Source organism: Sphingomonas silueang (assembly GCF_040049155.1).
GTDB lineage: Bacteria > Pseudomonadota > Alphaproteobacteria > Sphingomonadales > Sphingomonadaceae > Sphingomonas > Sphingomonas silueang.
On sequence record NZ_JBDZDK010000011.1, the window covers coordinates 1 to 25150 of the forward strand.

Below are 25150 nucleotides of genomic sequence, written 5' to 3' on the forward strand. Positions count from 1 at the left end.
GGCCGCCTCAAGCACTTCCGTCGCTTCGCGACACGCTACGACCGCCGCACCATCCACTTCACCGGCTTCGTCCACCTCGCCGCCGCCATGATCTGGCTACGATGAATGTCGATCCGGCCTAGACCTAGGCCAGTCTTAAAGCACGCTTCACCCCGCCGTCGTCATTCCCGCGCAGGCGGGAATCCATATGCACCGGCCGTCCGCAATAAGTCGCAGCGGCAGCGTTTATGGATTCCCGCCTGCGCGGGAATGACCGGAGTGGGCTTGCCGTGTGCAACCTCTCACGGCGTCACCCCTGCTGCCGGTCCGGGGCAGCCCCGGCCTGCGGCACCTCCGGCGCGGCGCCGGGCGAGCCTTCGTCATAATCCTCGCCCGGTGCGCCGCCGCCCGCGCCCATGCCGCTACCGCGCGCCTCGCCATTGGGGGCGATGGTGGCGCGGTGGCCTGCTTCGGGCGGCAGGTCGTCGTGGCCCTGCGCGTGCGGGACCGGAGGCGTCGTCTGCGCGGCGGCTTCGGCGGCGTCGCGGGTGCGATCATATTCCTGGCCGGAATGGCCGGTCGGCGTGTCGAAGGCGTTCAGCGGCTCGGTCCGTTCGGGATCGACCGCGGGATGGGGCGGCGTTGCGGGCATCGATGCTCTCCTGCTACGCCCATCCCAACCGTCGGGAAGCGTCAGCCGTTCCCCACGTCCGCCGGATTGTCCTTTCGTTCCAGCTTGTTGCGGATGTTGAGCCCGACATAGAGCATCAGCGGCCAGAACAGCGTGTTGACGATATCCATCGACGTGTCGGGCCAGCGCCACGATCCGTAATGCATCCGGTCGAGCACTTCGTTGCCGAGTTCGGCGAGCGCGACGACCAGCAGCGGGATCGGCGTCGACAGCCGCCGCCCGGTAATGACGCGGGTGAGCAGCAGCACCGCCATGCCCGCATGGACGTGCAGCAGGCTGTCGGCCATGCCGGTGCCGTCACCGATCTCCCCGATCAGTTCGGCATAGAGCGCAGGAATATCCATGTCCCGCCGATGGACCAGCCGGGCGGCTGCCCGCAAGCGCTAAAGCGATCGACGGTGGGGAAGGATCGCTGGATGCCCCGTGAGGATTCGAACCTCAATTAACGGAGTCAGAGTCCGTGGTCTTACCTTTAGACGACAGGGCAGCACCGCAGCGAGGGCGGTCCGATAGGCCGGGAGATTCGCGGTGTCAACGCTATTTCGCATCGTTTCGTCGCACCGCCTTGTCGTTGCCGGGGTGTTCCGCTACGTTCCATCCCAAGCACCGAGCGGCGCGATGCCGTGACGGATAGAACATAAAGCGAGTGACGGCATGGGGGATATATCCACCCGGTTGCCGTACCGGGGAGCGCGGGGCGCTTCCCGACAGGCAACATCATCGCCGGCGCGCCCGCGCTGGCCCGGCGCGCGCCATTATGCCGCGCTCGACCTCGGCACCAACAACTGCCGCCTGCTGATCGCGCGGCCGCAGGGCGACGGATTCGCCGTCGTCGACGCTTTCTCGCGCATCGTCCGGCTGGGCGAGGGGCTGGCGGCGACCGGGCGGCTGTCCGACGTGGCGATGGACCGCACCGTCGCCGCGCTGAAGATCTGCGCCGAGAAGCTGAAACGCCGCGACGTGACGCTTGCACGGTCGGTCGCGACCGAGGCGTGCCGCCGCGCATCGAACGGCGCGGCGTTCGTCGAGCGCGTGCTGGCGGAGACCGGCATCCACCTCGACATCATCACCGCCGAGGAGGAGGCGCGGCTTGCCGTGCTCGGCTGCCATGCGCTGCTCGAGCCGGGGGACGGCCCCGCCCTCGTCTTCGACATCGGCGGGGGATCGACCGAACTGGTGCTGCTCGACGCGACCGGCCCGGTGCCGCGCGTGCTCGACTGGCATTCGGCGCCATGGGGCGTGGTGTCGCTGACCGAGAGCCTGGGGGGCGGCAGGGACGCGCCGCTCCGATCGGGTGCCTATGACCGGATGCGCCGCTGCGTCGACGAGAGTTTCGCGCCGTTCGCCAGACGCCTGCCGCCCGCCGCGGGGCCGCGGCGGCTGCTCGGCACCAGCGGCACGGTGACGACGCTCGCCAGCGTGCATCTGGGGCTGCCGACCTATGACCGGTCGCAGGTCGACGGGCTGATCGTGCCCGCGCAGGCGATGCTGAAGGTCAGCCGCGGCCTCGCCGACATGAGCCTTGCCGAGCGCGGGCAGGTGCCGTGCATCGGCACCGAGCGCGCCGATCTGGTGGTGGCGGGCTGCGCGATCCTCGAATCGATTCTGGCGCTGTGGCCCGCCGAGCGGCTAGGGATCGCCGACCGCGGGATTCGTGAGGGAATCCTGCGCCGTTTGATGGCAGGAACCCGATGACCCGCGGACTACCCCCCGGCCGCCAGCGCGTGCGCACCGCCCGCGCCCGCTCCGCCCAATCCACCCGCTGGCTCGAGCGCCAGCTGAACGATCCCTATGTGAAGAAGGCCCGTGCCGAGGGCTATCGCAGCCGTGCCGCGTACAAGCTGCTGGAACTCGACGAGCGGTTCAAGCTGCTGCGCGGGGTGAAGCGCGTCGTCGACCTCGGCATCGCGCCGGGCGGCTGGACACAGGTGGTGCGCAAGGCCCGGCCCGAGGCGGTGGTGGTCGGCATCGATCTGTTGCCGGTCGACCCGATCGACGGGGCAGTGATTTTGCAGATGGACTTCCTGTCCGACGCCGCGCCCGAGCGGCTGCGCGAGGCGCTGGGCGGCGAGGCGGACCTTGTCCTGTCCGACATGGCGGCCAACACGGTCGGCCATCCGCAGACCGATCACCTGCGCACCATGGCCCTGGTCGAGGCGGCGGTGATGTTCGCGTGCGAGGTGCTGCGGCCGGGCGGCGATTTCGTCGCGAAGGTGCTGGCAGGCGGCGCGGACAATGCGCTGGTCGCCGAACTCAAGCGCAATTTCCAGACGGTGAAGCACGCCAAGCCGCCCGCGAGCCGCAAGGATTCGTCGGAATGGTATGTGATCGCCACCAACTTCAAGGGGCGGCGCGAGGACGTGATCGCAGCGTCGCCGGTGGCCGACCCAGGGCCGAACGACGCGTGACGATGCCGGATGGGCAGATCGACCGTCCCGATGTCGTGGTGCCGGATACCGGACCGCTGATCCATCTGGCACAGGCCGACGCGCTGCATCTGCTGCATGAAATCGGTGGCCGGGTCGTCGTCGCCGACATGGTTGTGCTGGAGGCGACGCAGGACCTGTCCAGACCCGGCGCGGCACGCATTCGGGAATGGATCGATGCGGGCACCGCCGAAGGAAGCCACGGGCCAGGTCATCGTCGCTTGTGCAAGCGTTGCCGTCGTACGAGTCAGATAGGGTCCGCCCGGTTCCGGTACCGTTTCCCACCGCGGCAGCGGCAACGCGCGCTTCGGATATCCCGCGATGCCGGTTTCGCCCACGCCTGACCGACGGCGCCGACACGAAAAAGGGCGGCCCCGCAGGACCGCCCTCTCACACCGTGACGCTACCGTCCGGCCTCAGCCGTCGTAGTCGCCGCCGACATTCTGGTTGCGCGGCGGGGCGGCGGCGGTGAGGCGCAGCGCCTCCGCCGATGCGGCCAGCGAACCCAGTTCGTCCGGCGCTTCCTCGTCGTCGATCTGCACCTTCTGCATCGAACCGATCACCGATTCGCGCAGATGGTCGGGGGTGATGTTCTCCTCGGCGATCTCGCGCAGCGCCACGACCGGGTTCTTGTCGCGATCGCGATCGAGGGTCAGTTCGGCTCCGCCCGAGATCTGGCGCGCGCGCTGTGCGGCCAGCAGCACCAGGTCGAACCGGTTGGGGATCTTGTCGACGCAATCCTCGACGGTGACGCGCGCCATGAAACGCCTTCCTTGCAAAAACGGAGGGTATCGGAAAGCCGGGTGGCTACGCGCCTGTGGGCGGAAAGTCAATGAAACTCGCCCCGCCCCCGCGCCGTTACCCTGTCACAACGATCATGGACGCGCGCATGCCCCCTGAAACCCTCCCGGTTTTTACCGTCGCGGGCAACCGGCTGACCCTGTTGACCGAGGGGCCGGACCGGATGGACGCGCTGCTGGCGCTGATCGGCGGGGCACGGCGCAGCTTACGCATCCTGTTCTACATCTGGGAGGAGGACGGTGCGGGCACGCGGGTGCGCGACGCGCTGGTCGCCGCAGCCGAACGGGGCGTGCGAGTGTCGCTGATCGTCGACGGGCTGGGGGCGGAAGCCGCCGCCAGCCGCGGCTTCTTCGATCCCCTGCGCGCGGCGGGCGGCGAGGTGTGCGTGTTCCTGCCCCGCATCGGGCGGCGGTACCTGCTGCGCAACCATCAGAAGCTGGCGCTGGCCGACGAGGCGCGGGTGATCGTCGGCGGCTTCAATATCGAGGACGCCTATTTCGGGACCGAAGCCGATCAGGCATGGCGCGACATCGGCCTGCTGGTCGACGGCCCGGCCGCCGGGCGGCTGGCGGGCTATTTCGATGCGCTGAAGGCGTGGATCGCGCTGCCGGGCGCGCCTTTACGCAAGCTGTCGCGGATGCTGAACCAGTGGAGCGAGACGCGCGGGCCGATCCGCTGGTTGCTGGGCGGCCCTTCGCGGCGCCTGTCGCCATGGGCGCGGACGGTTCGCCACGAGATCACGCACGGCAGCCGGATCGACATGATCGCCGCCTATTTCGCGCCGGGGCCGCTGATGCTGCGGCGGCTGGACAAGGCGGCGAAGCGTACGCGGCTGCGCATCCTCGTACCCGCGCGCACCGACCATGCGATCGCGATCCTCGCCGCGCGCTTCACCTATCGCAACCTGCTGCGCCACGCGATCGAGCTGTACGAATATGCGCCGACCAAGCTGCACAGCAAATTGTTCGTGGCCGACGATGCGGTGCATATCGGATCGGCCAATTTCGACATGCGATCGATGTTCCTGAACATGGAGCTGATGCTGCGCGTGGAGGATGCCGGCTTCGCCGCGCACCTGCGCGCGTACATGGACGGGGAGATCGCGCGCAGCGAGCGGATCACCCGCGAGACGCATCGCGCCCGGTCGGGCTGGTGGACGCGGATCAAGCAGGCGGGGGCCTATTTCATCATGGCCACGCTCGATCCGCAGGTGACGGCACGGCTCAACCGCGACTGAGGATTGCCTGTTCCCGCCGAGCGGCTACACCCGGTGCGATGGGGACGGGGAAGACAAGATGATCGTCGGTATCGATCTGGGAACGACCAACAGCGCCTGCGCGATCTGGCGGGACGATGCGCCGGTCATGGTGCCCAATGCGCTGGGCGAGTTCCTGACCCCTTCCGCGGTCAGCATCGGCGACGACGGTGCGGTGCTGGTGGGCCGCGCGGCGCGCGACCGGATGGCGACCGATCCCGACCGCACCGTCACCAGCTTCAAGCGCCGCATCGGCACGCGCGAGACGGTGCGCCTCGCCAGGCAGGACTATGATGCGGAGGCGCTCTCCGCGCTGGTCCTCGCCAGCCTGAAGCGCGATGCGGAGGCGTTCAGCGGCGCGGAAATCACCGGCGCGGTCGTCACCGTCCCCGCATACTTCAACGATCGCCAGCGCAAGGCGACGCGGCGGGCGGGCGACCTTGCCGGGCTGCCGATCCGTCGGCTCATCAACGAACCGACCGCCGCCGCGCTCGCCTTCGGCATCGCCGACCGCGCCGACCGCGAACCGTTCCTCGTGTTCGACCTGGGCGGCGGCACGTTCGACGTGTCGATCGTCGAGATGTTCGACGGGGTGATCGAGGTGCGCGCCTCGGCAGGCGACAATCGGCTCGGGGGCGACGATTTCAACGACTGCCTGATCGACCTCGCCCGGCCGGTGCTCGATCCGCAGGGGCTGCTGGCGAAGCTGCCGCCGGACAAGGCCGCCGCGCTGCTGGCGCAGGCCGCCGAGCGGGCGCGCCGGGCGCTTAGTGAAGGCGATACCGCCGATCTGGCCGTGACCTTCGGCGATGTGGCGCTGACCGCGCCGATCACCGCCGCCGCGTTCGAGGAGCATGCCAAGGGGCTGCTCCAGCGCATCCGCGAGCCGGTGCTGCGCTCGCTGCGCGACAGCGGGATCACCGCCGACACGCTGTCCGAGGTGGTGCTGGTCGGCGGGGCGACGCGCATGCCGATCGTGCGCCGCGCGGTGACGCGGATGTTCGGACGCTTCCCTGCGACCACGGTGCATCCCGATCACGCCGTGGCGATGGGCGCGGCGGTGCAGGCCGGGCTGCTGGCGAAGGATGCCGGGCTGGACGAGATCCGCCTGACCGACGTGTGCCCCTTCACCCTCGGCGTCGATACCAGCGAGCCCGACGGGCGCGGGGGCCTGCGCACCGGCCTCTATTCGCCGATCATCGAGCGCAATTCGCCGGTGCCGATCAGCCGCTCGTCGATCTTCTCGACCGTGGCCGACAACCAGAAGAAGGTGCAGTTCGGGGTCTATCAGGGCGAGGCGCGCGAGGTGTCGGGCAACGTCAAGCTCGGCGAGATCGAGGTGCCGGTGCCGCCGCGCGCGGCAGGCACGATCGCGATCGACTGCCGCTTCAGCTACGACAGTTCGGGGTTGCTCGAGATCGACGTGACCGTGCCCGAGACGGGCATCACCCGCAATCTGGTGATCGTCGACGAGGAGGAGGCCCCCTCCCCCGCCGAGCTGGAAGCGCGGCGCAAGGCGCTGGCCGCGCTCAAGGTCCATCCGCGCGACGACGCGGTCAACGTCGCGCTGCTGGCGCGGGCGAAGCGGGCGTATGAATCCTTTCTCGGCGACACCCGCGCCGCGATCGGCCAGATGATCGGCCAGTTCGAGAGCGCGCTCGAGACGCAGGACGAGCGGATCATCGCGCAGGCACAGGCGGGCTTCACCGAGGCGCTCGACCAGATCGAAGGCGAGCGGTTCCTGTGAGGCGCGCCGACTGGGCGCTGCTGGGCATCGCGCCCACCGGGGACAGGGGCGCGATCCGCCGCGCCTATGCCGCCCGGCTGAAGGCGATGGACGTCGATGCCGATCCCGACGGCTTCGAGCGGCTGCGCGCGGCGCGCGACGCGGCGCTGGCCCACGCGGCACAGGTGTCGACCCCGGTGCTCGCCGACGAGGACGCAGGCTTCGCGCCCGAGCCGGAAGCGTTGCCCGAACCGCCTGCCGAACCGGCGATCGATCCGGCGGAGGCGGCGTTCCATGCCGCGATCGAGGCGCATTTCCGCGCGCTGGAATCGCTGCTGTTCCCCGGCCACGATGCGCCGCCGACGCGGGATGAGCTGGCGGCGATCGCCCATCACGGGCAGGCGCTGCTCGACGATCCGCGGATGGAGCAGGTGGATTTCCAGAGCGGGGCCGAGCGCTGGTTCGCCGAGCATCTGGCCGCCAGCATTCCCCGGTCCGACCCGCTGCTCGAACCCGCCGCCGCGATGTTCGGCTGGATCGACCGGCGCAACGACTATGCGCTGCTGCCGCAGGCGCAGGCGATCGTCGAGCGGATCGGCGCGACGCGGTTCGCGGCGCTGGTCGGCGATCCGAAGCACCGGCTGCACCGGCCATGGGTCGAACTCAACCGCGACGATGCCGCGCGCAAGCCATGGTGGAACCCGAAGGGGCCGCGGATCGAGCTGCTGTCGATCATCCGCAAATCCCATCCGCAGGTCGAGGGGTGGCTGAACCCCCTGCGCGTGGCGGAGGTGGAGCATGGCGCGTCGGGCGGCATGCGCGTGCCGGTGTGGCTCGTCATCTTCGCGATCGTGACGGTGCTCCGGGTGTTCGTGGGATCGGGCGATTCGCCGTCGGCACCCGACGCACCGGTCCCGGCGGTGCTGACGTCCGAACCCGCCGCCGCGCCGACTCCGACGACGACGGACGGCAAGGAAGCGCCCCAGCCGACGGCATCGGCGACGTTCAGCCCCGTGGTCGTCAGCATCCGCAACGAACGGATCAGCGGGCTGACCAACGCCCCGCCGGCAGTGATCCGCGAGATCACGCAGTGGGAGGTAAAGGTGATGGACTATTATGCGCCGTTCGATCCGGCGCAGTGCGTCGATACGACATTGTGGCGACCCGATGCGCGCCTGTCCGGGGTGTGGCAGGAACAACGCCGCACGCTGATCGAACGGGTCGAGGCGCTGGCGTCGCAAGCAGTGCAGTTGACCCCGAGCCGGGAGTTCACCGTACGCGGCGAGATCATGCGCGACCTGTTGAAGCGGACCGGCTTCGATCAGGAACGGCTGGGTCGCGCGTTCAGCAGCGCGGGCGAGATCAAGGACCAATGCAAGGCGCAGGTGGCGCTGCGCAAGGCGGCGCTGGCCGCATCACCAAGCGAAGGCACCAGGCTGATGCGGCAGTTGCAGCTGTCGGTGTTCGGCTGATCGTTCAGCCCGCCCCCCGGCCGATGCCGGGGGAAATGGTGCCCCAAGGCGGACGAAAGCGATGAATATGAATCGCCGCTTCTACTACGCTAGGGTCTCACTCTCCCTCCTCGGATATCCGATTGTCGCCGTAAAGTGCCCAAACACGCTATGTTGTCGGTCGATACGATCCCGCTGATAGCGGGCGGCTATCAATCGCTTTGTCGCCGAAGCGAGCGAGTGCCGTTAGAGCCAACTCGAAATCTGATCGAGGGGCTTCTTTCGCAGCGCGTGCAGCGGGACCGAGGCATCCGGCGCGGCATGCCCGGCAACGACGATCATCGCCGCCTTCTCGGTGCTGGGCCGTCCGCAGGCGCGGTTGAGGAAGCCCATCGGGTTGGGTGTGTGGGTCAAGGTCGCGACGTTCGCGGCATGCAGGGCCGAAAGTAGCAATCCGGTGGCAATCCCAACGCTTTCGCTGACATAGTAATTCTGCTTGTCGTCACCGGGCTCGATGCCCCCGCGCCGCTGGGCGAACACGACAATCAGCCAAGGCGCTATTTCGAGATAGGCTTTGTCGGCATCCGTCCCGAGTGGAGCAAGCGCGTCGAGCCATTCCGACCCGGCTTTACCGGCATAGAAAGTGCGCTCCTCCTCTTCGGCCGCAGCGCGGATTTCTGCCTTTCGCGCGGACGAGCCGATCACAGCGAAATGCCATGGCTGGTGGTTGGCGCCCGATGGCGCTGTGCCGGCTGCTTCGACTGCGGCTCGGATAATTTCCACGGGCACGGGGGCGTCGGAGAAATATCGGCAAGTGCGCCTCAGCCTGAGATGGTCGCGAGTTGCCAAGACACGCGCCAATCGCTCCTTATCAGATATATGCGGCAAGCCCGACCAGGCAATCGCGGGATGATCCAACACCATGCTTCTCCATCGTGCCGACCATTCCCTCCGCACGGCCCCTGGCGGCATAGTGGGCCGAAGATCATGCCGAATTACGCTGGAACGGCTTTGAAGGTTACTCTTGAAGGCGCATTTTTGCCGGGCGACAATGCGTTCGCTTCGCCATCGGGTGGCCCGACAGGTGCGCACGCCCCAACTTCCATCAAGGCCGCAATCGTCGAGAGCATATGGCGAAGGTGTAACCAAAGGCCCCGCGCCGTCGAACTGATGTCGGATCATTTCAGAGTCCGAACAAGTGGGAGACGCCTATATGTTACGCCTTGGTTTTCGTCCTTTGACGGTTGCGCTGCTCGCTGTTGCTGCGCCGTCGGTCGCCTTGGTCCCAGCCGTCGTGCATGCGACTGTGCCGGGCTCGACTTCGGCCGTGAACACCGACGAGAATGGCCTGGCGATGCGCGGATACGATCCCGTCGCCTATTTCGACACCGGCAAGCCGACCAAGGGGCTCACCAGCCTCGAGGCGAGCTTCGACGGTGCCCGCTACCTCTTCGCGAGCGAGGAACACCGTAAGCAGTTCATGGCCGATCCGGCTAAATATGTACCGCAGTTCGGCGGCTTCTGCGCGATCGGAACCTCCTTCGGCGAGAAGGTCGATGCCGATCCCGAGACTGGCCGGGTCGTCGACGGCAAGCTCTACGTGAATTTCAATGAAAAGGCGCAGGCGCTGTTCAACAAGGATGTGCCGGGCACCATTCAGCGGGCCGAGCAGAACTGGCCCGCGGTGAAAGACAAAGCGCAGTGAACAAGCGAGGCATTGTCTCGCTTTCAGCCCGCCGATTCGCGCTGACCCTGACGCTGCTCGGGGTCGGCGGCGTTCCGGCGGTTGCGGAGTCAGGCCCGGCGCCATTTCCGACGTTGGTCGCGGACAAGGGCCAGGCGATCAAGCTGCAGGCGTTGCGCGGCCATGTTGTCATCGTCAATTTCTGGGCGAGTTGGTGTGTTCCGTGCCGGGCGGAACTTGCGAGTCTTGAACGCCTCGCGGCCACGCGGTCCGGTCGAGTGATCGTGATCGCAGCCTCGGTCGACGAGGATCCCCGGTCGGGCAAGGCCGCCTTCGGGAGCAACCGTCCGCATCTCCGTCTGGCGTTTGCCTCGCTTTCCGCGGTCCAAAATTATGGCGCTCTCGGCATGCCCTATTCCATCGTCCTCGACGCGAAGGGCACGGAAGTGCAGCGCGTAGCGCGCTCAATCGATTGGACCGGCCCCGAGGCGACCAGAATCATGGAGCGCGCAAAATGAGTGCCCGCGGTCAGAACGTCGGGCTGACCGAATGATCGCATAGGCGGCCCGCCGCACAGAAACCGCAATCGAGGCGAACGAACGATGGCCGTACCAGGGTCAAGCGAACTCACCGCGATCGGGCTATCGCTGGCTCCGCATCTCATCCTGTTCGGCACCGTTTGCACCTTCGTCATGGGGTATGCGATCCAGCGCGGGAGCACCTGCCTCGTCGCGGCCATCGAGGAGCTACTCGACCTGCGAAGAGGATCGCGCCTGATCGCAATCGCCGAGGCTGCGATATGGGTCGCGGGAGGAATCGTGATCACGCGGCTGGCGGGTTTCGCCGTGACCGTTTCCCAACCCTCGACGACGGCGGGCTGGGCGATCGCGGGAGGGGCTCTGTTCGGAGCGGGCGCTTGCGTGAACGGCGCCTGCGCATTTGGCACCGTCGCGCGGCTTGGTTCGGGTCAATGGGCCTATGTCTTCACCCCGATCGGTATTCTTGCCGGCGACATCGCGTTCAATCATCTGCATCGGATGATGGCGGCGGGCATGCTCGGTGCGTCGTCCGCGCTGATTGCGCACGGTTGGCTACTGGCACCGATTATCGGCCTGGTCGCTTGGCGCGTCCTAGGCGTCGGAGGAGCACTCGCTGGGCGTCCGCTGGTCGCGCGCCCATCGACCGCGCACCTTGCCACCATCGTAATTGCCCTGACCTTCCTGGCGATGTTTTTGACGGTCGGCCCCTGGGCGTACACGGACGTTCTGGCGGATATCGCACGCAGCGGTGGCAGCATCCGTGACGGACGGTGGATATTGATCGCGGGCCTGTTCGGCGGTGCGGTCTTCGCGGGATGGCAGGGTGGCCGCCTCCGCCTGCAAGCGCTGAATGCGCGAACGGCGCTGCGCTGCCTCGTCGGAGGCGTCTTGATGGGCTGGGGAGCCGCGTTGGTGCCCGGAGGCAACGACGCCTTGCTGCTGATCGGCGTGCCCCTCTTGCGCTCCTACGCCTGGATCGCAGCGGCCGCCATGTCGGCGGCGATATTAGTGATCCTCGCCATTTCGCGGAGGTCGCATGGCGATGCCTCGGCGCAGTGACGCCCTGTCGCCACGCGCAAAATCGCCGTCCCCCATCATCGTCTCCGTAACCGGACGAAGCGCACCGTCGAATATCATATTGAGCGCGTCGAGTGTGAGAGCGCTCAATTTAAGAGAGGAATGTCAGATGCTTGTACGCGACGTGCTCAAGAGTAAATCGAGCGATGTTCATCAGATCATTATGACGGCAACACTATCGGCGGCGGCAGGGCTCATGTCCTCGTCGGGCATCGGCGCGCTCGTCGTCGAGGACCCCGCCGGCAAAATGAACGGCCTGATATCGGAACGCGAGCTCACTGCGGCGGTCGCCCGGTGGGGAAGCGATGCTCCGCACCGAAAGGTGCAGGACATCATGGTCAAAGAGCCGCTGTCGGTGCATCCGACTGACACGCTCAACGTCGTCACCACGGCCATGACGCACTTGCGTGCCCGGCACGCTCTGGTGATCGACGAGGGCAAGCTGGTCGGCATTCTCAGCATCGGCGACGTGCTCAAGTTTCGCCTCGACGAGAAGATCCAGGAGAACCTCGTTCTTCAGGATATTGCACGTTGGCGCACCGCAGCCTGACCGCGCGCGGCCTGTGACCGCTATCCACAAAACTTCTCGAGCCGATCGCCGATGAGCCAGCGCTGCTTTGGATCAGCAAAACTTCCGCAGCTCTCGCCGATCCGGTCGAACCTGCCGGACCGCGCGGCGGAGGCGCTGGCTGAGTTGCTGCCGGTCCTGGGATGCGGTGAGGAGGCTGCCGGGCTCGCGTTCGGCAACCTCGCCGATTCGGGGATCGCAGACGCCGCCGGCGTCGCCGCTCTCCGGCTGATCGCGGACGAAGAACGGGTTCATGACGGGCTGATCGCCTCACTTATGGCGGGCCTGCCCCCGTCGCCCGATGCGTCGCGGCTGCGCGCTATTTCGAGGCGCTTCCATCTCGAGCTTGGCCGCGGCGACCATATCGTGCGGCTGGCGCGGATCACGGCACTCGATTCCGCAGTCTGCCTCATATTATCGCGATTGCTGCGCCCGGGCGCGCCCTTGTCCGAAGACCCGGTGATCGCGGGCATATTGCGCCGAATTGCTCGCGACGAGGCGGGTCATGTCCGGCTCACGCGCAGGCTGGTACGCGATCGAGCCGACGAAGCGGCGCTTGTCCGTGTCGGCGCGCCCGTTCGCGAAGCGCTCGCCGTCCTGCTCGAGCATGCGGGCGATGCGTTCGAAGCGCTTGCGTTCGATCCACGCTGGCTGCGCATCGACCTCGCGCGAATCCCTGCGGGGCTGTACCGCTGATGGACAGGCTCGTCCCGCCCGGAGCATGGTTTTCCCATGAGGAAGCCTCCGTGCTTGGAACCGGCATGGCCTTACCAGGACCGGCGGTCGCGACAGAGCATCTGCTGGATGAGGCCGGCCTTGACGGGCGCGAGCGGTCGCTGGCGAAGGCCGTTGCCGAGCGCCTCGGCATCCGAACCCGCCATGTCGGTCGATGCTGGTCGGCGCGCCTCGACGCGCTCCGCGAAGGTGCGGACAATCCAACGCTTGCTGCACGGGCTGTTGGCGCGGCCTTGGACGAAGCGGGCCTCAAGGTAGGCGATCTCGGCTATCTGATCGGCCACACGGCCACGCCGGCGCAGCCTCTCCCGGGCAATATCACGCTGGTTGCTGATCGGCTGGGTTATCGCGGGCCGCATGTCGAGTTGCGTCAGGCATGCACCGGATTCGCGAATGCGCTGATGATCGCGATGGGGCTGCTGTCTGCGCCAAATGCCCGGCCCGTGGCCATTGTCGGTTCGGAAACCGGGTCGGTGTTCCTCGATCTCGCAACGCTTGCCGATGAGGCTGGCCAGATCGTCAATCTCGTCCAGATGGGGGATGGCGCCGGCGCGATCATCCTTGGGCCGCCTGTGCCTGACGCCGATCGGCTGAGCGCCGCCTGGTTCGGCGCAATCGGGCTTGATCGCAGTCCGGGCTTGCAGATGCGCAAGGGCGGCTCCGCGGCCCCTGGCAGCAACAGTCAGGGGCCACTCGGCTTCGAACATGATTTTTCGGCCGTGCTGCGCGGCGGTGCCGAACTGTTCGAGGCGGGGATCGCGGCGGCGGAGAGCCGAGGGCTCGCGCTTGGTGAGGCGGACTGGATCATCCCCCATCAGGCAAGCGGCAAGGTCGGCACGCTCCTGGCGCGCCATCTCGGACAACCCGAAGAACGCTTCTTCGTGAATGCCGATCGCATCGGCAACACCGGGTCGGCCGCGATCTGGATCGCGCTTGCCGAACTGCGGGCAAGAGGGCTGCCGCGCGGCACCCGAACGCTCGCGCTCGGTGCGGAGGCAACCAAATATATGTTCGGAGGCTTCGTCCATGAAAGCGCGTGAAGCGCCCCTGATTTCCGTGCGCGGGCTTGGGAAGCGTTTCGGCGCGCGCTGGGTCGTGCGCGATCTGAGCTTCACCTTGATGCCCGGCGTCATTCTGGGCCTCGTTGGCGCCAATGGCGGCGGAAAAACCACGACGCTCCGGATGCTCGCGGGCCTGACCCGGCCAGACGAGGGTGAAGGCAGCGTGTGGGGGCGCGACATCTATCGCCTGGATCCCCGGGCGCGCCGCGACATTGGCTATATGAGCCAGCGCCTGTCGCTCTATCCCGAACTGACGGTGCGCGAGAATCTCGCCTTCCGAGGCGCGTTGCTGCCCCCGCCTTCGCGTCCGACGATCGATCTCGCGATCGAGCGATATGGATTGAGCGAGGTTCTCGACACGCGGTTTGACCGCTTGTCCGGCGGCTGGGCCCGGCGGGCGCAATTTGCCGCCGTGACGCTCCACAGTCCCCGGATTCTCTTGCTGGATGAGCCAACGGCTGGCCTCGATGTCCTGACCCGCCAAATGATCTGGCATTGGTTGAGCGAGCTCGCCGACGCCGGACATGGCGTCATCATCAGCACGCACGATCTCGCTGAGGCGGAGCGCTGCGCATATATCCTGCATTACACCGATGGCAGGCTGAACGGGCCGATGCCACCGGCGGCGCTTGTCGTCGAGGCCGGCGCGGCAAGCCTTGAGGATGCGGTGATCCGTCTCGCGGCGCGCAGATGAGAGCGAGTATGCGCACCTCGATCGCGGTCGCGAGAGTCGAATTGTTGCGCCTCTTGCGCTCGCCGACCAGCTTTACGCTGCTGCTGCTCGTCCCCGCGTTGCAAATCCTGCTGTTCGGCTATGCCATTCGGCCGACGTCAGCCACCGTCGCGGTCGCGGTCGCCGGCCCCTCGGCCGCGCAGGCCGATATCGCACGCCTCGCCAGGGACGCGCGCTTCGAGCTGGTGGCGCAGAATCTTCGACCCGGCGGCGCGCGCGCGATGGTGGAAGAGGGCAAGGCCTCGATCGGGATCGAGCTTCCGACCGAGCCATTCGCGCCCGTGCGGGCGATCATCGACGCGAGCGACCCCAATCTGACCGCCGTCGCGGAGCAGAGGGTCAACGCCATCTATTGGCACGCCCTCGCCGAACAAAATCAGGTCGCTGACATCGGTCCCCGATTGCACGTCGAGCGCTTGTTCAACCCGGATGCACGGTCCGACTGGGCATTCCTTCCAGCGCTGGCGGGCACGATCATCATGATCAGCATGCTCATGTTGGGAACGCTCAGCATGGCGCGCGAGCGGGAGATCGGCACATGGGAAACGCTCGCTGCGCTCCCGGTCAGCCGCACAGCCCTGCTCGCAGGAAAGACGCTCCCGCTTGCGCTGGTGGGCACAGCGCAGGGGGCGATCGTGATAGGGCTCAGCGTCCTGATGTTCGATCTGCCGGTTCGCGGCAGCATTGCGGCGCTGCTCGTTCTGTTCCCGATCTTCGCGTCGGCCCACCTGATTCTTGGCCAGGCGCTTGCCGCCCGTGCGCGGACCCAACTCGCAGCACTGCAAGGCGCGATTGCATTCTATCTGCCGGCGATGCTGCTGTCGGGCTTCCTCTATCCCTTTTCAACCTTGCCGGCCTGGGCGCAGCGACTGGGCAATCTGTTTCCGCTGACCCATTTCATCCGAGCGGCGCGCGAAGCGACATTGCGCGGAGGCGATGCCAGTGCCGTCCTTCTTCAAGGCGTGCCAATCGTCATATTCCTCGCCATCGCGCTGCTGGCGGCACTCGCCCAATATCGGTCAAAGCTCGATTGAACCCAGATTGTAACGACGGCGCGGTCAGCATCGAACTATCGAGCAGGCTTCCGGGCCAAACGTCTTCAAGCCATGAGCTCTACGAGGTTACGATGCGGCGCTTCTTCCTGACTGCCAGCCTATTTTCCACGGCGATTGCAGCCGTACCAGCGCAAGCTGCGGAGTTTCGGGACTTCGACCAGGTGGCCTTTGCTGCCGCGCAGGCACAGGGTCGCCCCATTCTGCTCGACGTTCATGCCTGGTGGTGTCCGGTTTGCGCCTCGCAAAACCGCACTATCAAGCAGACTACAGCGGCGCCTGCCTATGACAGACTGATCGTCTTTCGGATCAACTACGACAAGCAAAAGCCGGTTTGGCAAGGCTTCGGCGTTCGCAAGCAAGCAACCCTGATTGCCTTCCGCGGACGGCAGGAAGTTGGCCGGATTCAGTACATGACCAACAAGGACAAGATCAACGCACTACTGGCGTCAACGCTTCACTGATCTCGGCGGTGTTCCGGTCAGTGATGCGGTCCGACCTGTAACCATCGCAGCCACTGCCCCGAAATCTATCGAAAACCAAGGTGTTCGCGCCGTGGTCCATTTGCTCCAGCACCCAATCGTGGTCGCGATTTCCAGGAAGAAACGACGATGAGCAACGCCTTGAATCCGGTACTGGCCTATGCGGCGGGCGCCCTCACCATCCTATCTCCCTGCGTGTTGCCGCTGGTGCCGATCGTGCTGGGAAGCGCTGCGCAACGGCATCGGCTTGGTCCGCTCGCGCTCGCCGCGGGACTTGTGGTCTCCTTCTCTCTCACCGGCTTCGCCTTGGCGACCGTCGGTGAGGCAGCCGGGATCGAAAGCGACACTGTTCGGCTGATCGGCGCGATCGTGCTTGTCCTGATCGGTCTGGCACTGATCATCCCGCAGTTTCAGCGGTTGTCCGAGCGCTTGGCAGCACCTCTGGCGAGCTGGGCTGGCGAACGCCAGGCCGGTCTTGAGAAATACGGCCTCTGGGGGCAAGCTGGGATTGGCGTCTTACTCGGCCTCGTATGGAGTCCATGCGTCGGACCGACGCTCGGTGCGGCGACCGTGCTCGCATCCCAAGGACAGAATCTCGCGGGCGTCGCCGTCGTGATGGCGGCCTTCGGCCTTGGAATCGCTTCGGTACTGCTCGTGCTTGCGCTTGCCGCGCGGAGCGTGATCGCGAAATGGCGTGGCAGGCTGATGAGTGCGGGCAACGGCGGGAAGAAAGCGCTGGGCGTGCTCGTCATGGCGGTTGGTCTGTTGATCATCACCGGCACCGACCACATCATCGAGGGCGCAATTCTAACCGTCTCTCCCGATTGGCTGACCGATCTCACGACCTCCATCTGACGCAGCAGTCCGGTCCGCGTTCGCCCGCATCGATCATAGCCCCATCGCCGACGGCAGGGCTATATGCTCGACGGACCGAACGCGCGCAGCATAGCCAGCTCGCGCAACGCAGATGTCAGATCGAATTCCGGATCGTCGTTCAATGCCTGGCTCCACGACGATCCCAGCGGGACACCATTCGCCAGCGCGATGAGAAATGTCGCGCGCGCCGCCTCGAAGCGACTGACCAGCGCCTCGCCGTCCACCGTCCGCGTGACAAGTACGATCTCGTTGCCCGGGCCGGGCGGGACCGTCGCCAATTGCTCGAGACCGTCAGGATCCTGATGAGCCATCCAGATTCGATAGATCGGAAAGTCGGTCGGGATGATCGTCGCGCACGGATGGATATCTACCGTCAGCTCCATGAGCACGGCCGGCGAAAGCAGCGTAAGCGCCTGCAGATCGATTGCCGCCGCGTCCTCTGAGAACACCGCGCGGATCCGGCCGCGTTCCAGCTCCGCGACGTTGGCGAGGTACGGCAGTTCCGATGCGGGCCGATATTCTGACAAGAATTTCGGAAAGCCGTCGCCATAGGCCGTCAGCCACGATTTGGTCGGCGGAGAGCTTCCGATGAATTGGCGCGCCGCCTCGGCAAAAAAGGCGTCCCCCACGAGCGTGCGGACCACAGGAAAGCACTGTTCGAGCGCCGCTACGAGTGAGTTTCGGACATTGCGGGCGTGAATAGCGTAGCCGCGAACGGCGGCGGAGGCGCCGGGGGTGGGCGCATCTGCAAGCAGCCCGTCAGCGAAGCGCGACTGAAATTCGGCGAGGCTACAGCCCGTCATCGTGGGGAGCACCCGAGAATGGCGCTTGCTCGGTCCGCCTCTGCCAGCAGCGTGCGGAGCGGCGGGAAATTGCAGTCGCGCTCGATGATCGTGGGCCTCGGACCGATGCGCGCGACGAGATTGGCGTAGAGTGTCCACACACCCTCGCCGACGTCGCTGCCATGGGTATCGACCAGCAAGCCGCTGCCGGCGGCATCCGATTCATGGCCAGCAAGGTGGATTTCACCGATCGATTGCAGCGGAACCTCCTCAAGCCAATCAAGCGGGGACCGACCCAGATTGCCAGCCGAGACGACCAGATTGTTGAGATCGGCAAGCAATCCGCAGCCGGTCCGCTCGACGAGCCGTTTCAGAAAGGCCCCTTCGCTCATCGTCCCGCCCGGGACATCCACATATGCTGAAGGATTTTCGATCAGGATATTTCGGCCGAGCCGGCACTGCGTCCGTTCGACATTGCGCGAGACGACATCCAGTACCTCCTCGTTCAACGGGAGAGGCAGGAGATCGTTGTAGTAGATCGTTCCGAGCCGACACCATGCGAGATGCTCGGAGATCTGGCACGCACCGACACCATCGACGAGCGCGGCGAGACGCTCGAGATGGTCCTCATCGACCGGCTCGGCCGAGCCGAGCGACAATCCCACGCCATGCACACTGATAGGATAGCGATCCGCGATCGCCACGAGCGAGCGATACCGAGGGCCAGACCGATCAAAATAGTTTTCGGCATGGATCTCCAGCCAGTCGATGGCGGGGTCGTTCTCGGGATCGCTAAATTCCGCATGATAGGGACCGCGCAATCCGATCCCGACCCAGTCGGCGCCCGGTGCCCGGTGCATCAGGACTTCACGGGCGCAGTCGACCCTCCGGCGATCTTCTTGCACGTCCCGGCCGGCACATAAATCCAGGCATCGGCCTGACGATCGGCCTTTGACGTTCCGCCACAAGCGTTTGCCGGCCCGAAGCAGTCATTTTCGCCTGCCTTCACGACGCCATAGCACTTTTCGAATTTGTAGGTGGGCTTTGGCACGTTGACCTGGCCGTGCGCGGCATTCGCCGCGATGGCGACCGCGGCAAAGAGTCCCGCGGCGCTGACGATAGTGGTAGCCTTGTTCATCGATTGTCTCCCTGTCGAGAAGGTCAGTAGAAAGAGAAGCGGGCGCCTGTGAGGAACACCTGACCCGATTGCCGCAATTGGTCGGCCGCGCTCGCGGCGCTTGCGAAGCGGTAGAGATAGACGCTCGCGAAGAGCTTCACGTCCGTATGGAACCTCTGCCCCAACAGATCGTGGTTGCGATCCAGCAGGTAGGACGCGCCAAACTCGCCGACGTCGACAGTGTCACGGGAGACGATCAGCGTTTGGCTGTCAGCTGTCGCGTGTTGATAATATCCGCCGAAGGTCCAGGGGCCGCGCACGTAATCCGCGCTCGCAACAATTCCGTATGGCCTGGTCGCGCGGCGCCCACCGGCTGTTGGCTGCGCGACCCGGGACCAGCCATCATAGGTTCCGCTGATTCCGATCGAAACTGTGTCGCGGAAGGTCGCGCTGATGCCACCGCTTAATGAATCGGATCGCCGGAGCGGCGCGAGCGACGTTGCGGGGGTGTCAGCAGTTGCGCGCGAATAGGTCGCGCCGATCGAGAGATCTACCAGTTCGGTCCTATGGTTCCAGACGATCGCCGCCTGGACGACGTTGCGGAAGCGGGGATCCGCCAATGAGGAGGCGATCGCACCGGACGGCGCGGTGGCGCCATTGGCGACATTGAAGCCCGCAGGCCGCACGGTCTCGGGCGTATAGGAAACGGCACCGTAGAATCCACTCTTCGAGCGCGGCGAGATATAGATGATCTTTGGCGACGCATCGCCATAGACGCGCGCCGCATAGCCGAGATAGGTCAGCGCATTGATCCGCGATCCCAATCCGCGGGGCAGGAAGCTGGTCGGCAAGCGCCCATTCGGATCGAGGCGCGCGCCAGATTCCGGACCAAAGCCCGGCGTCGTGAACGCGATCTCGGACGGCGTAAAGCCAACCAGGCTTTGCGGAAATCCTGCCCGCTCGCCGATTTCGATCCGCCCAAAGTCTCCGATGACGAACAGGCTCGCCTCAGGGATCGACAGCCGATAGGACGAGGATGCGTTGCTAGCCAGCCCCTGGGCATTGGCGACACCGCGAAAGGCAAGGACCGTTCCGCCCGGGGTGCGGTATTGGGGTGTGATCTCCACCTCGGTCTCGGCCAGACCGCCCCCGCCGGCGTCGGGCTGCGATGTGGTGTCGGCGACGGTGCCATTGGCGTAGCCACTGACCTTCAGCGCGAATTGTCCGGGGGCAGCGGCTGCCTGCGCGTTCGCACTCGCTGGAACGAGCAGGCAGGCGCAGCTCGCCGCTCGAAAAACCATAAGGTGCGTGCGCCGACGATGCCGGCCCCGAGAGATACAGAAAACGCGCATGCCCGGATGTTCGGCACGGCGACTAAAAGGTTACAGGCGCCGAAGAAAATTGCTCGTCTGTTGCCCGGCTCGCGCACTAACCGCCATCGCAGAAGGGACTCCCACCGTAACCAGATGTCCCCCCGACGCGAAACCGCAGATGGTTTGACGCAGTCGGGAGATCATTGTGGATTGGGGACGGATAGGGTCCGGCGACGAAGGCGCCCAATCGGACACGCCACATGTTGTGGTCGTCGGCGCCGGTTTTGCCGGTCTCGCAGCGTGCGCCGAACTCGCGCGCCATCCCATCGATGTTACCTTGATCGACCGGCAGAACCACCATCTGTTTCAGCCGCTGCTCTACCAGGTCGCGACTGCCGGCTTGTCGCCGGCGGATGTCGCGGCTCCGGTGCGCTCGATCGTAAAAAAGCACCCGCGCACCCGCGTGTTGCTCGATGGCGTCGAGGGCATCGATCACCAGCGTCGCCGGATCATCCTCACCACGGGGGCGACGACGCACTATGACGCCCTCATCTTGGCGACGGGCGCGACCCACAGCTATTTCGGCCACGGCGACTGGGCGCGGCATGCACCTGGTATCAAGACGATCGACGACGCGCTCCATGTCCGCCGACGGATCTTGCTCGCGCTCGAGCAGGCGGAAACCAATCGTCAGGAGAATGTCGAGGAGCGCAGCGAATTCCTCACCTTTCTGGTAATCGGCGGCGGCCCCACGGGCGTCGAGATGGCGGGCGCGATTGCCGAGCTGACGCGGCACGCCGCGGACATGGACTTCCGCTTCATCACGCGAACATGCGTCCGGATCATTTTGATCGAGGCGGGTCCGAGACTGCTCGCATCCTTCCCCGAGAAACTGAGCGCAGCCGCGGCAAGGGCGTTGCGCGATCTCGGGGTCGAAGTGCGCGTCGGCGGTCGCGTAACTGAGGTCGATGAGGCCGGTGTGGTCGTAAACGGTGAACGGATCCGCGCGGCAACGATCGTCTGGGCCGCCGGCGTCAAGGCGTCGCCTGCGGCGGCCTGGCTGGGCGTGGAGTCGGACCGGGCAGGCCGTGTCATCGTCGACAGCAATCTGGAGGTGCCCGGAAGGCCGAATGTCTTTGTCGTCGGAGATACCGCAGCTGTCACGAGCGCCGGCGCGGTGCCGGTCCCAGGCATTGCGCCAGCGGCAAAGCAGCAGGGCCAGTATGCCGCACGGCGAATAGCCGCCAAACTTGGCGAAAAACGGCTACCGCCTCCCTTCCGGTACAGGCACTATGCCAGTCTCGCGACGATCGGACGCAAGAATGCTGTCGTCGATCTGGGATGGCTTCGCTTCTCCGGACTATTCGCCTGGCTCTTGTGGTCGACTGCGCACATCTATTTCCTGGTCGGCTTTCGCAACCGCTTGGTCGTGGGCGCGAACTGGCTGTGGAACTACATCACGTTCGATCGCGGTGCGCGCCTCATCACCGGACTTGATGCCGACACGGCCCGGGGCGAGACAGCCATGGACCAGCCAGCAGAATAGGCGAGTCTCATCGCGCAGCCAAACAGCGCCGACCATAAGAAACGGTGCGCTCGCGCCGCCCGAAGTTGCGGATCATCCGTCGGCGTGCCTGATCGTCCGAAACTTGCCTTCCGTTGCGAATCGTCTGGAATCATTCTGACGATACGGCACACATGAGGTAGCTATGGCACAGTCGGCACTCGATCAGATTCTAGCCGTCCTCGCGGTGGACGTGAAGGAATTCGCGGTATGCGAATTTGCTTCGAGTTCGGCGATCGAGATTCCGCCGCTAGAACAGATCGAAGTCCATTTCGTGCTCGCGGGCAGCTTGCACCTCAGCATCGGCGATGACCCGATCATGACGGTTCCGCAGGGCGGGATTGTTTTGGTTCCGCCTCTTGTCAGGCAGATCATCGGCGGCTCGCCAGCGCCCTCCTCCATGTTCAGTCCATCGGAAACCTGTAGTCGGCGGCGCGATGGCTTGATGCATTATGATGCCTCTCTGGGCGAGCCTGCCAGCGTGCTCATCGCATGTGGGCAGATAACGGCGGATTTCGCGGGATCGTTCGGGCCGTTTGATGGACTCAAGGAGCCAATCTACTCGTTGCTCGCCGACGAGCCGTTCGTCCGCAGCGCGTTCGAACGGATATTGCTCGAGACTCGGATCACGTCGATTGGTAGCAAGGCGCTAATTGCCTCGCTTATGAAAAGCTGCCTGATTCTCGCGATCCGGCGATTTGCGGAGAGGCAAGGATCGCGAAGGGCATTGCCCGGACTATTCGAGGGTCCATCGCTCGCGCGGGCCGTCGCCCAGGTCATGGAAAATCCGGCTGCCAATCACACCTTGGTGGGTCTCGCCCGGAGCGCGGGCATGAGCCGTTCCAAGTTCGCCAAGGTGTTCGCTGAGACCGTAGGATCTCCGCCGATGGAATTCGTGGCACGCACACGCCTCGACCATGCTCGCAACCTGCTGCTTTCCACGCAGCTTCCGGTGTCGATCGTCGCCAATCGTGTCGGCTTCATCAGTCGCAGCCATTTCAGCCGCGCCTTTCGGAATGCCTTTGGGATGGACCCGACCAAGTTGCGGAAAACCCGTGATCATCAGGAGATGGTTGATGTGTAAGGGCGCGGCCGTTGCCGCGGCTCGTCGAAGAGCTGCCGCGCACTTTTTGCGAATGCCGCGTGTAACCCGACCACGATTTGAAGCGAATGCGTATCCGTGCGCCTTGACCCTAGCCCCCAGACCGCCCGCCAGACGGCAGAGCTCGCCCGATTTCCTGCGGTGCCAGTCATGAACGCGCCAGAGGAAGAATGGAGCCGCTTGATGGTCGCGGCCCAGCAGGGCAATGCCGGGGCATACAGGCGGCTCCTCGACGAGCTGAGGAAATGGCTATGCCGGTTCTATGCCCGTCGTCTGCCGCCGGCCATGGTCGAGGATGCCGTGCAGGATGCGCTGATCGCGATTCACGACAAGCGTCATACCTATGATCCCGAACGCCCGTTCAAGCCCTGGCTTGTCGCGGTGGCTCGTTACAAATGGATCGATCGCCTCCGGTCGATGGGACGAGCGACGACGGAAGAACTGCCGGACGACATCGCGGTCGAGGACCATGAGAGCAGCGTGACGAGTTCTGTGGTCCTGGCCCAATTGATGACCGAACTAAAGCCGGCTCAGGCTGAGGCCATTCGACTCGTGAAGATTGAAGGTTTTTCCGTCGAGGAAGCGTCCGCGCGGACCGGCCAGTCCGGATCGCTGATCAAGGTGAACATTCATCGTGGGCTGGCGCGACTGGCCGCGATCGTTCAGAAGCAGCCCGATGCCGAGTGATTTTCTGATAGATCAGCTGGTTGGCGATCTGCGCCCGGTGCGCCGGTCGAATCCGCGTCGTCAGTTGGCCATTTTGCTCGGTCTGGCAGCGATCGAGCTCGCCGGGTTCCTGGCGCTCGGCACGCTGCGCCCTGATGCGGCGGCGGCCCTTGGTCGCGCGGCATTCTGGTGGAAGATGGGAGGCCTCGCCCTTTTGGCGGCCTTCGGCGTCCATATCGCACTCGGCTCGTTCAATCCCGTTTCTTCACCGCGCTCGGGGCTGCGCCGCTGGCTCGCAGTTGTCGCGGGCCTCTTTCTTGCCGGCTGGGTGATTGATGCAGCAGGCCAGGGCGTGGACGCGCTCGCGACGCGCCTGATGTGGCGCATGGGTGTCGAATGCCTCACGGTCATGAGCATCCTGTCGATCCCGCCGGTGATTGCGCTCGGCGTGATGATGCGCCGCGGCGCGCCCACCGACAGGCAAGCGAGCTCCGTCGCGGTAGGCGTCGCTGCGGCGACGTGGGGCGCGTTGATCTTCGCGTTCCACTGTCCCAGTGATGATCCGTTCTACATCGTGTTTTGGTACTCGCTCGGCGTGGGCACGATCACATTGATTGCGAGGGTGATCCTGCCACGTATTTCGCGCTGGTGATATTCGCGCTCGGCTACATTAATTTCGCAATCTGGCTTACTTCAATGCCGTTGCCATCGTTGCCGCTGATTCCGCCGTTCATCACCAGCCTGACGCAGCAATCCGGATAGTGACCGGATTGGGCTGGATTCTTGCCTGACCGCGTCGCGAGGATCATGCTCGGATACCTGGACTTGAACCCGAGAGATTGCATGGTCGCCGTTTCGCTCCGCCAAGCTACCCATGCGGACGCCGCAGCGCTTGGGGCGTTACATGTCGCTTCATGGCACGAGACATATACCGGCCTCGTTCCAGGCGAGATGTTGGCGGGGCTATCGGTCGACGCGAGAACGGCGATGTGGGGCAATATTCTCAAGGCCCCAGATGAATACGGTTGTACTGCCGTCGTCATCGCCGAGAATCATGGGTGTGTGGTCGGCTTCGGCTCTTGCGGGAAACAACGCGATGCTTCCCTGACCGGCAAGGGATTTAGCGGGGAGTTCGCCGCAAGTCTGTGGGTCTTACGCGGGAACGCCCCTGCGCGAGCCTTCTACGAAAAGCTCGGTGGCATTGTCGTGGACGAGAAAATCGACGGCGTGCACGACGCCGCCCTCATAGAGGATGCCTACGGCTGGCGCGATCTTTCGTCGCTCGGCGGCTAACGCGAGACGCGGCAAGCGCTTCCAATGCCGACTAGCGGGTCGAGTTTCTGCCAGACAGTTCGCTGTCACGGTGAAGCACTGTGGGTTGGAGGCGCGATCACATTGATTGATCATTGCGGCACAAATAAAGAGCCGCTCGCCAGCACAGGACTGACGAGCGGCTCGAGAACTTGCCCG

The 25150-nt window shown here is 65.4% G+C and carries 30 protein-coding genes, 1 tRNA gene and 1 pseudogene; 22 read left to right on the plus strand and 10 right to left on the minus strand.

Annotated features, from left to right (window positions below):
- A pseudogene (locus tag ABLE43_RS11800) lies at nucleotides 1-105 on the plus strand (IS5-like element ISNeu3 family transposase); the annotation flags it as partial.
- A gap of 184 nt (nucleotides 106-289) precedes the next feature.
- On the opposite strand, the gene ABLE43_RS11805 reads toward ABLE43_RS11800, so the two are convergent.
- The 3 genes from ABLE43_RS11805 to ABLE43_RS11815 form a co-directional block, all read right to left on the minus strand.
- Complete coding sequence (locus ABLE43_RS11805) at nucleotides 290-631, minus strand: hypothetical protein (protein WP_348978708.1); 342 nt, start codon at nucleotides 629-631, stop codon at nucleotides 290-292.
- 41 nt (nucleotides 632-672) lie between these two features.
- Nucleotides 673-1014 carry a hypothetical protein gene (locus tag ABLE43_RS11810; protein ID WP_348978709.1) on the minus strand — a complete coding sequence of 114 codons (342 nt, stop codon included), beginning with the start codon at nucleotides 1012-1014 and terminating at the stop codon, nucleotides 673-675.
- A 69-nt stretch (nucleotides 1015-1083) separates the two neighbouring features.
- Nucleotides 1084-1157: transfer RNA gene (locus tag ABLE43_RS11815), tRNA-Gln, on the minus strand.
- Between the two features lie 167 nt (nucleotides 1158-1324).
- On the opposite strand from ABLE43_RS11815, the gene ABLE43_RS11820 reads away from it, so the two are divergent.
- Genes ABLE43_RS11820 through ABLE43_RS11830 form a run of 3 tightly spaced genes read left to right on the plus strand, consistent with a single transcriptional unit; the run spans nucleotide 1325 to nucleotide 3440 of the window.
- Nucleotides 1325-2365, plus strand: coding sequence for a Ppx/GppA phosphatase family protein (locus ABLE43_RS11820; RefSeq protein WP_348978710.1), 1041 nt, complete (start codon nucleotides 1325-1327; stop codon nucleotides 2363-2365).
- On the plus strand, nucleotides 2362-3078 hold the full coding sequence (locus tag ABLE43_RS11825; RefSeq protein ID WP_348978711.1) for an RlmE family RNA methyltransferase: 717 nt from the start codon (nucleotides 2362-2364) through the stop codon (nucleotides 3076-3078). The genes ABLE43_RS11820 and ABLE43_RS11825 overlap by 4 nt, the downstream gene beginning before the upstream one ends.
- 2 nt (nucleotides 3079-3080) lie before the next feature.
- Nucleotides 3081-3440, plus strand: a complete 360-nt coding sequence (locus ABLE43_RS11830) for a PIN domain-containing protein (RefSeq protein ID WP_484592967.1) — start codon at nucleotides 3081-3083, stop codon at nucleotides 3438-3440.
- Between the two features lie 72 nt (nucleotides 3441-3512).
- On the opposite strand, the gene rpoZ is transcribed toward ABLE43_RS11830, so the two are convergent.
- Nucleotides 3513-3857, minus strand: coding sequence for a DNA-directed RNA polymerase subunit omega (gene rpoZ, locus ABLE43_RS11835; RefSeq protein WP_348978713.1), 345 nt, complete (start codon nucleotides 3855-3857; stop codon nucleotides 3513-3515).
- Nucleotides 3858-3985: 128 nt separating this feature from the next.
- Between rpoZ and ABLE43_RS11840 the strand changes: the two genes are divergently transcribed.
- Genes ABLE43_RS11840 through ABLE43_RS11850 form a run of 3 tightly spaced genes read left to right on the plus strand, consistent with a single transcriptional unit; the run spans nucleotide 3986 to nucleotide 8350 of the window.
- Complete coding sequence (locus ABLE43_RS11840) at nucleotides 3986-5134, plus strand: phospholipase D-like domain-containing protein (RefSeq protein ID WP_348978714.1); 1149 nt, start codon at nucleotides 3986-3988, stop codon at nucleotides 5132-5134.
- A gap of 58 nt (nucleotides 5135-5192) precedes the next feature.
- Complete coding sequence (locus tag ABLE43_RS11845; protein ID WP_348978715.1) at nucleotides 5193-6899, plus strand: Hsp70 family protein; 1707 nt, start codon at nucleotides 5193-5195, stop codon at nucleotides 6897-6899.
- A complete protein-coding gene (locus ABLE43_RS11850) occupies nucleotides 6896-8350 on the plus strand; it encodes a hypothetical protein (protein WP_348978716.1) in 1455 nt (484 codons plus the stop codon). Before ABLE43_RS11845 ends, ABLE43_RS11850 begins: the two co-directional genes overlap by 4 nt.
- A 225-nt stretch (nucleotides 8351-8575) precedes the next feature.
- Here the strand turns inward: ABLE43_RS11850 and ABLE43_RS11855 are convergent, their stop codons facing one another.
- Complete coding sequence (locus ABLE43_RS11855; RefSeq protein ID WP_155178656.1) at nucleotides 8576-9253, minus strand: nitroreductase family protein; 678 nt, start codon at nucleotides 9251-9253, stop codon at nucleotides 8576-8578.
- A gap of 289 nt (nucleotides 9254-9542) precedes the next feature.
- Here ABLE43_RS11855 and ABLE43_RS11860 point away from each other — a divergent pair, with 289 nt between their 5' ends.
- From ABLE43_RS11860 to ABLE43_RS11905, 10 genes are all read left to right on the plus strand, one after another.
- Nucleotides 9543-10034: a YHS domain-containing (seleno)protein gene (locus ABLE43_RS11860; protein ID WP_155178655.1), complete on the plus strand. Its 492-nt coding sequence runs from the start codon at nucleotides 9543-9545 to the stop codon at nucleotides 10032-10034.
- Nucleotides 10031-10531, plus strand: coding sequence for a TlpA family protein disulfide reductase (locus ABLE43_RS11865; protein ID WP_196221738.1), 501 nt, complete (start codon nucleotides 10031-10033; stop codon nucleotides 10529-10531). The genes ABLE43_RS11860 and ABLE43_RS11865 overlap by 4 nt, the downstream gene beginning before the upstream one ends.
- 84 nt (nucleotides 10532-10615) lie before the next feature.
- Nucleotides 10616-11611, plus strand: a complete 996-nt coding sequence (locus ABLE43_RS11870; protein ID WP_155178651.1) for a YeeE/YedE thiosulfate transporter family protein — start codon at nucleotides 10616-10618, stop codon at nucleotides 11609-11611.
- Nucleotides 11612-11738: 127 nt separating this feature from the next.
- A complete protein-coding gene (locus ABLE43_RS11875) occupies nucleotides 11739-12179 on the plus strand; it encodes a CBS domain-containing protein (protein ID WP_196221737.1) in 441 nt (146 codons plus the stop codon).
- A gap of 51 nt (nucleotides 12180-12230) precedes the next feature.
- Nucleotides 12231-12893, plus strand: a complete 663-nt coding sequence (locus tag ABLE43_RS11880; RefSeq protein WP_155178647.1) for a 3-oxoacyl-ACP synthase — start codon at nucleotides 12231-12233, stop codon at nucleotides 12891-12893.
- On the plus strand, nucleotides 12893-13972 hold the full coding sequence (locus tag ABLE43_RS11885; RefSeq protein ID WP_155178645.1) for a 3-oxoacyl-ACP synthase III family protein: 1080 nt from the start codon (nucleotides 12893-12895) through the stop codon (nucleotides 13970-13972). Before ABLE43_RS11880 ends, ABLE43_RS11885 begins: the two co-directional genes overlap by 1 nt.
- Nucleotides 13959-14687: an ABC transporter ATP-binding protein gene (locus ABLE43_RS11890; RefSeq protein WP_155178643.1), complete on the plus strand. Its 729-nt coding sequence runs from the start codon at nucleotides 13959-13961 to the stop codon at nucleotides 14685-14687. The genes ABLE43_RS11885 and ABLE43_RS11890 overlap by 14 nt, the downstream gene beginning before the upstream one ends.
- 8 nt (nucleotides 14688-14695) lie before the next feature.
- The gene (locus ABLE43_RS11895) at nucleotides 14696-15760 is read left to right on the plus strand and encodes an ABC transporter permease (RefSeq protein ID WP_155178641.1); all 1065 of its coding nucleotides are present in this window, start codon (nucleotides 14696-14698) and stop codon (nucleotides 15758-15760) included.
- A 92-nt stretch (nucleotides 15761-15852) separates the two neighbouring features.
- Entirely contained in the window at nucleotides 15853-16242 is a 390-nt protein-coding gene (locus ABLE43_RS11900) for a thioredoxin family protein (RefSeq protein ID WP_155178639.1), read from the plus strand.
- A gap of 147 nt (nucleotides 16243-16389) precedes the next feature.
- Nucleotides 16390-17115, plus strand: coding sequence for a cytochrome c biogenesis CcdA family protein (locus ABLE43_RS11905; RefSeq protein WP_155178637.1), 726 nt, complete (start codon nucleotides 16390-16392; stop codon nucleotides 17113-17115).
- 59 nt (nucleotides 17116-17174) lie between these two features.
- Here the strand turns inward: ABLE43_RS11905 and ABLE43_RS11910 are convergent, their stop codons facing one another.
- From ABLE43_RS11910 to ABLE43_RS11925, 4 genes are read right to left on the minus strand one after another with little or no spacing between them, the layout of a single operon-like run.
- Complete coding sequence (locus tag ABLE43_RS11910; RefSeq protein ID WP_155178635.1) at nucleotides 17175-17939, minus strand: HvfC/BufC N-terminal domain-containing protein; 765 nt, start codon at nucleotides 17937-17939, stop codon at nucleotides 17175-17177.
- Nucleotides 17936-18778, minus strand: a complete 843-nt coding sequence (gene bufB, locus ABLE43_RS11915; protein ID WP_155178633.1) for an MNIO family bufferin maturase — start codon at nucleotides 18776-18778, stop codon at nucleotides 17936-17938. The genes ABLE43_RS11910 and bufB overlap by 4 nt, the downstream gene beginning before the upstream one ends.
- Entirely contained in the window at nucleotides 18778-19056 is a 279-nt protein-coding gene (locus tag ABLE43_RS11920) for a BufA1 family periplasmic bufferin-type metallophore (RefSeq protein ID WP_155178631.1), read from the minus strand. Before ABLE43_RS11920 ends, bufB begins: the two co-directional genes overlap by 1 nt.
- 23 nt (nucleotides 19057-19079) lie before the next feature.
- Complete coding sequence (locus tag ABLE43_RS11925) at nucleotides 19080-20336, minus strand: hypothetical protein (RefSeq protein ID WP_155178629.1); 1257 nt, start codon at nucleotides 20334-20336, stop codon at nucleotides 19080-19082.
- 277 nt (nucleotides 20337-20613) lie between these two features.
- Between ABLE43_RS11925 and ABLE43_RS11930 the strand changes: the two genes are divergently transcribed.
- From ABLE43_RS11930 to ABLE43_RS11945, 4 genes are all read left to right on the plus strand, one after another.
- A complete protein-coding gene (locus ABLE43_RS11930; RefSeq protein ID WP_348978717.1) occupies nucleotides 20614-21894 on the plus strand; it encodes an NAD(P)/FAD-dependent oxidoreductase in 1281 nt (426 codons plus the stop codon).
- A 163-nt stretch (nucleotides 21895-22057) separates the two neighbouring features.
- Nucleotides 22058-22996: a helix-turn-helix domain-containing protein gene (locus ABLE43_RS11935; RefSeq protein WP_155178627.1), complete on the plus strand. Its 939-nt coding sequence runs from the start codon at nucleotides 22058-22060 to the stop codon at nucleotides 22994-22996.
- A gap of 201 nt (nucleotides 22997-23197) precedes the next feature.
- Entirely contained in the window at nucleotides 23198-23701 is a 504-nt protein-coding gene (locus ABLE43_RS11940; protein ID WP_425475266.1) for a sigma-70 family RNA polymerase sigma factor, read from the plus strand.
- A complete protein-coding gene (locus ABLE43_RS11945; protein ID WP_155178623.1) occupies nucleotides 23691-24332 on the plus strand; it encodes an NrsF family protein in 642 nt (213 codons plus the stop codon). The genes ABLE43_RS11940 and ABLE43_RS11945 overlap by 11 nt, the downstream gene beginning before the upstream one ends.
- Before the next feature lie 13 nt (nucleotides 24333-24345).
- Here ABLE43_RS11945 and ABLE43_RS11950 read toward each other — a convergent pair whose 3' ends face one another.
- Nucleotides 24346-24489 (minus strand): hypothetical protein, encoded by a 144-nt coding sequence (locus tag ABLE43_RS11950; RefSeq protein ID WP_155178621.1) that lies wholly within the window; start codon nucleotides 24487-24489, stop codon nucleotides 24346-24348.
- Between ABLE43_RS11950 and ABLE43_RS11955 the strand changes: the two genes are divergently transcribed.
- A complete protein-coding gene (locus ABLE43_RS11955) occupies nucleotides 24488-24973 on the plus strand; it encodes a GNAT family N-acetyltransferase (RefSeq protein ID WP_348978718.1) in 486 nt (161 codons plus the stop codon). The two genes, ABLE43_RS11950 and ABLE43_RS11955, sit on opposite strands and share 2 nt — an antisense overlap.
- Nucleotides 24974-25150: the final 177 nt, after the last annotated feature.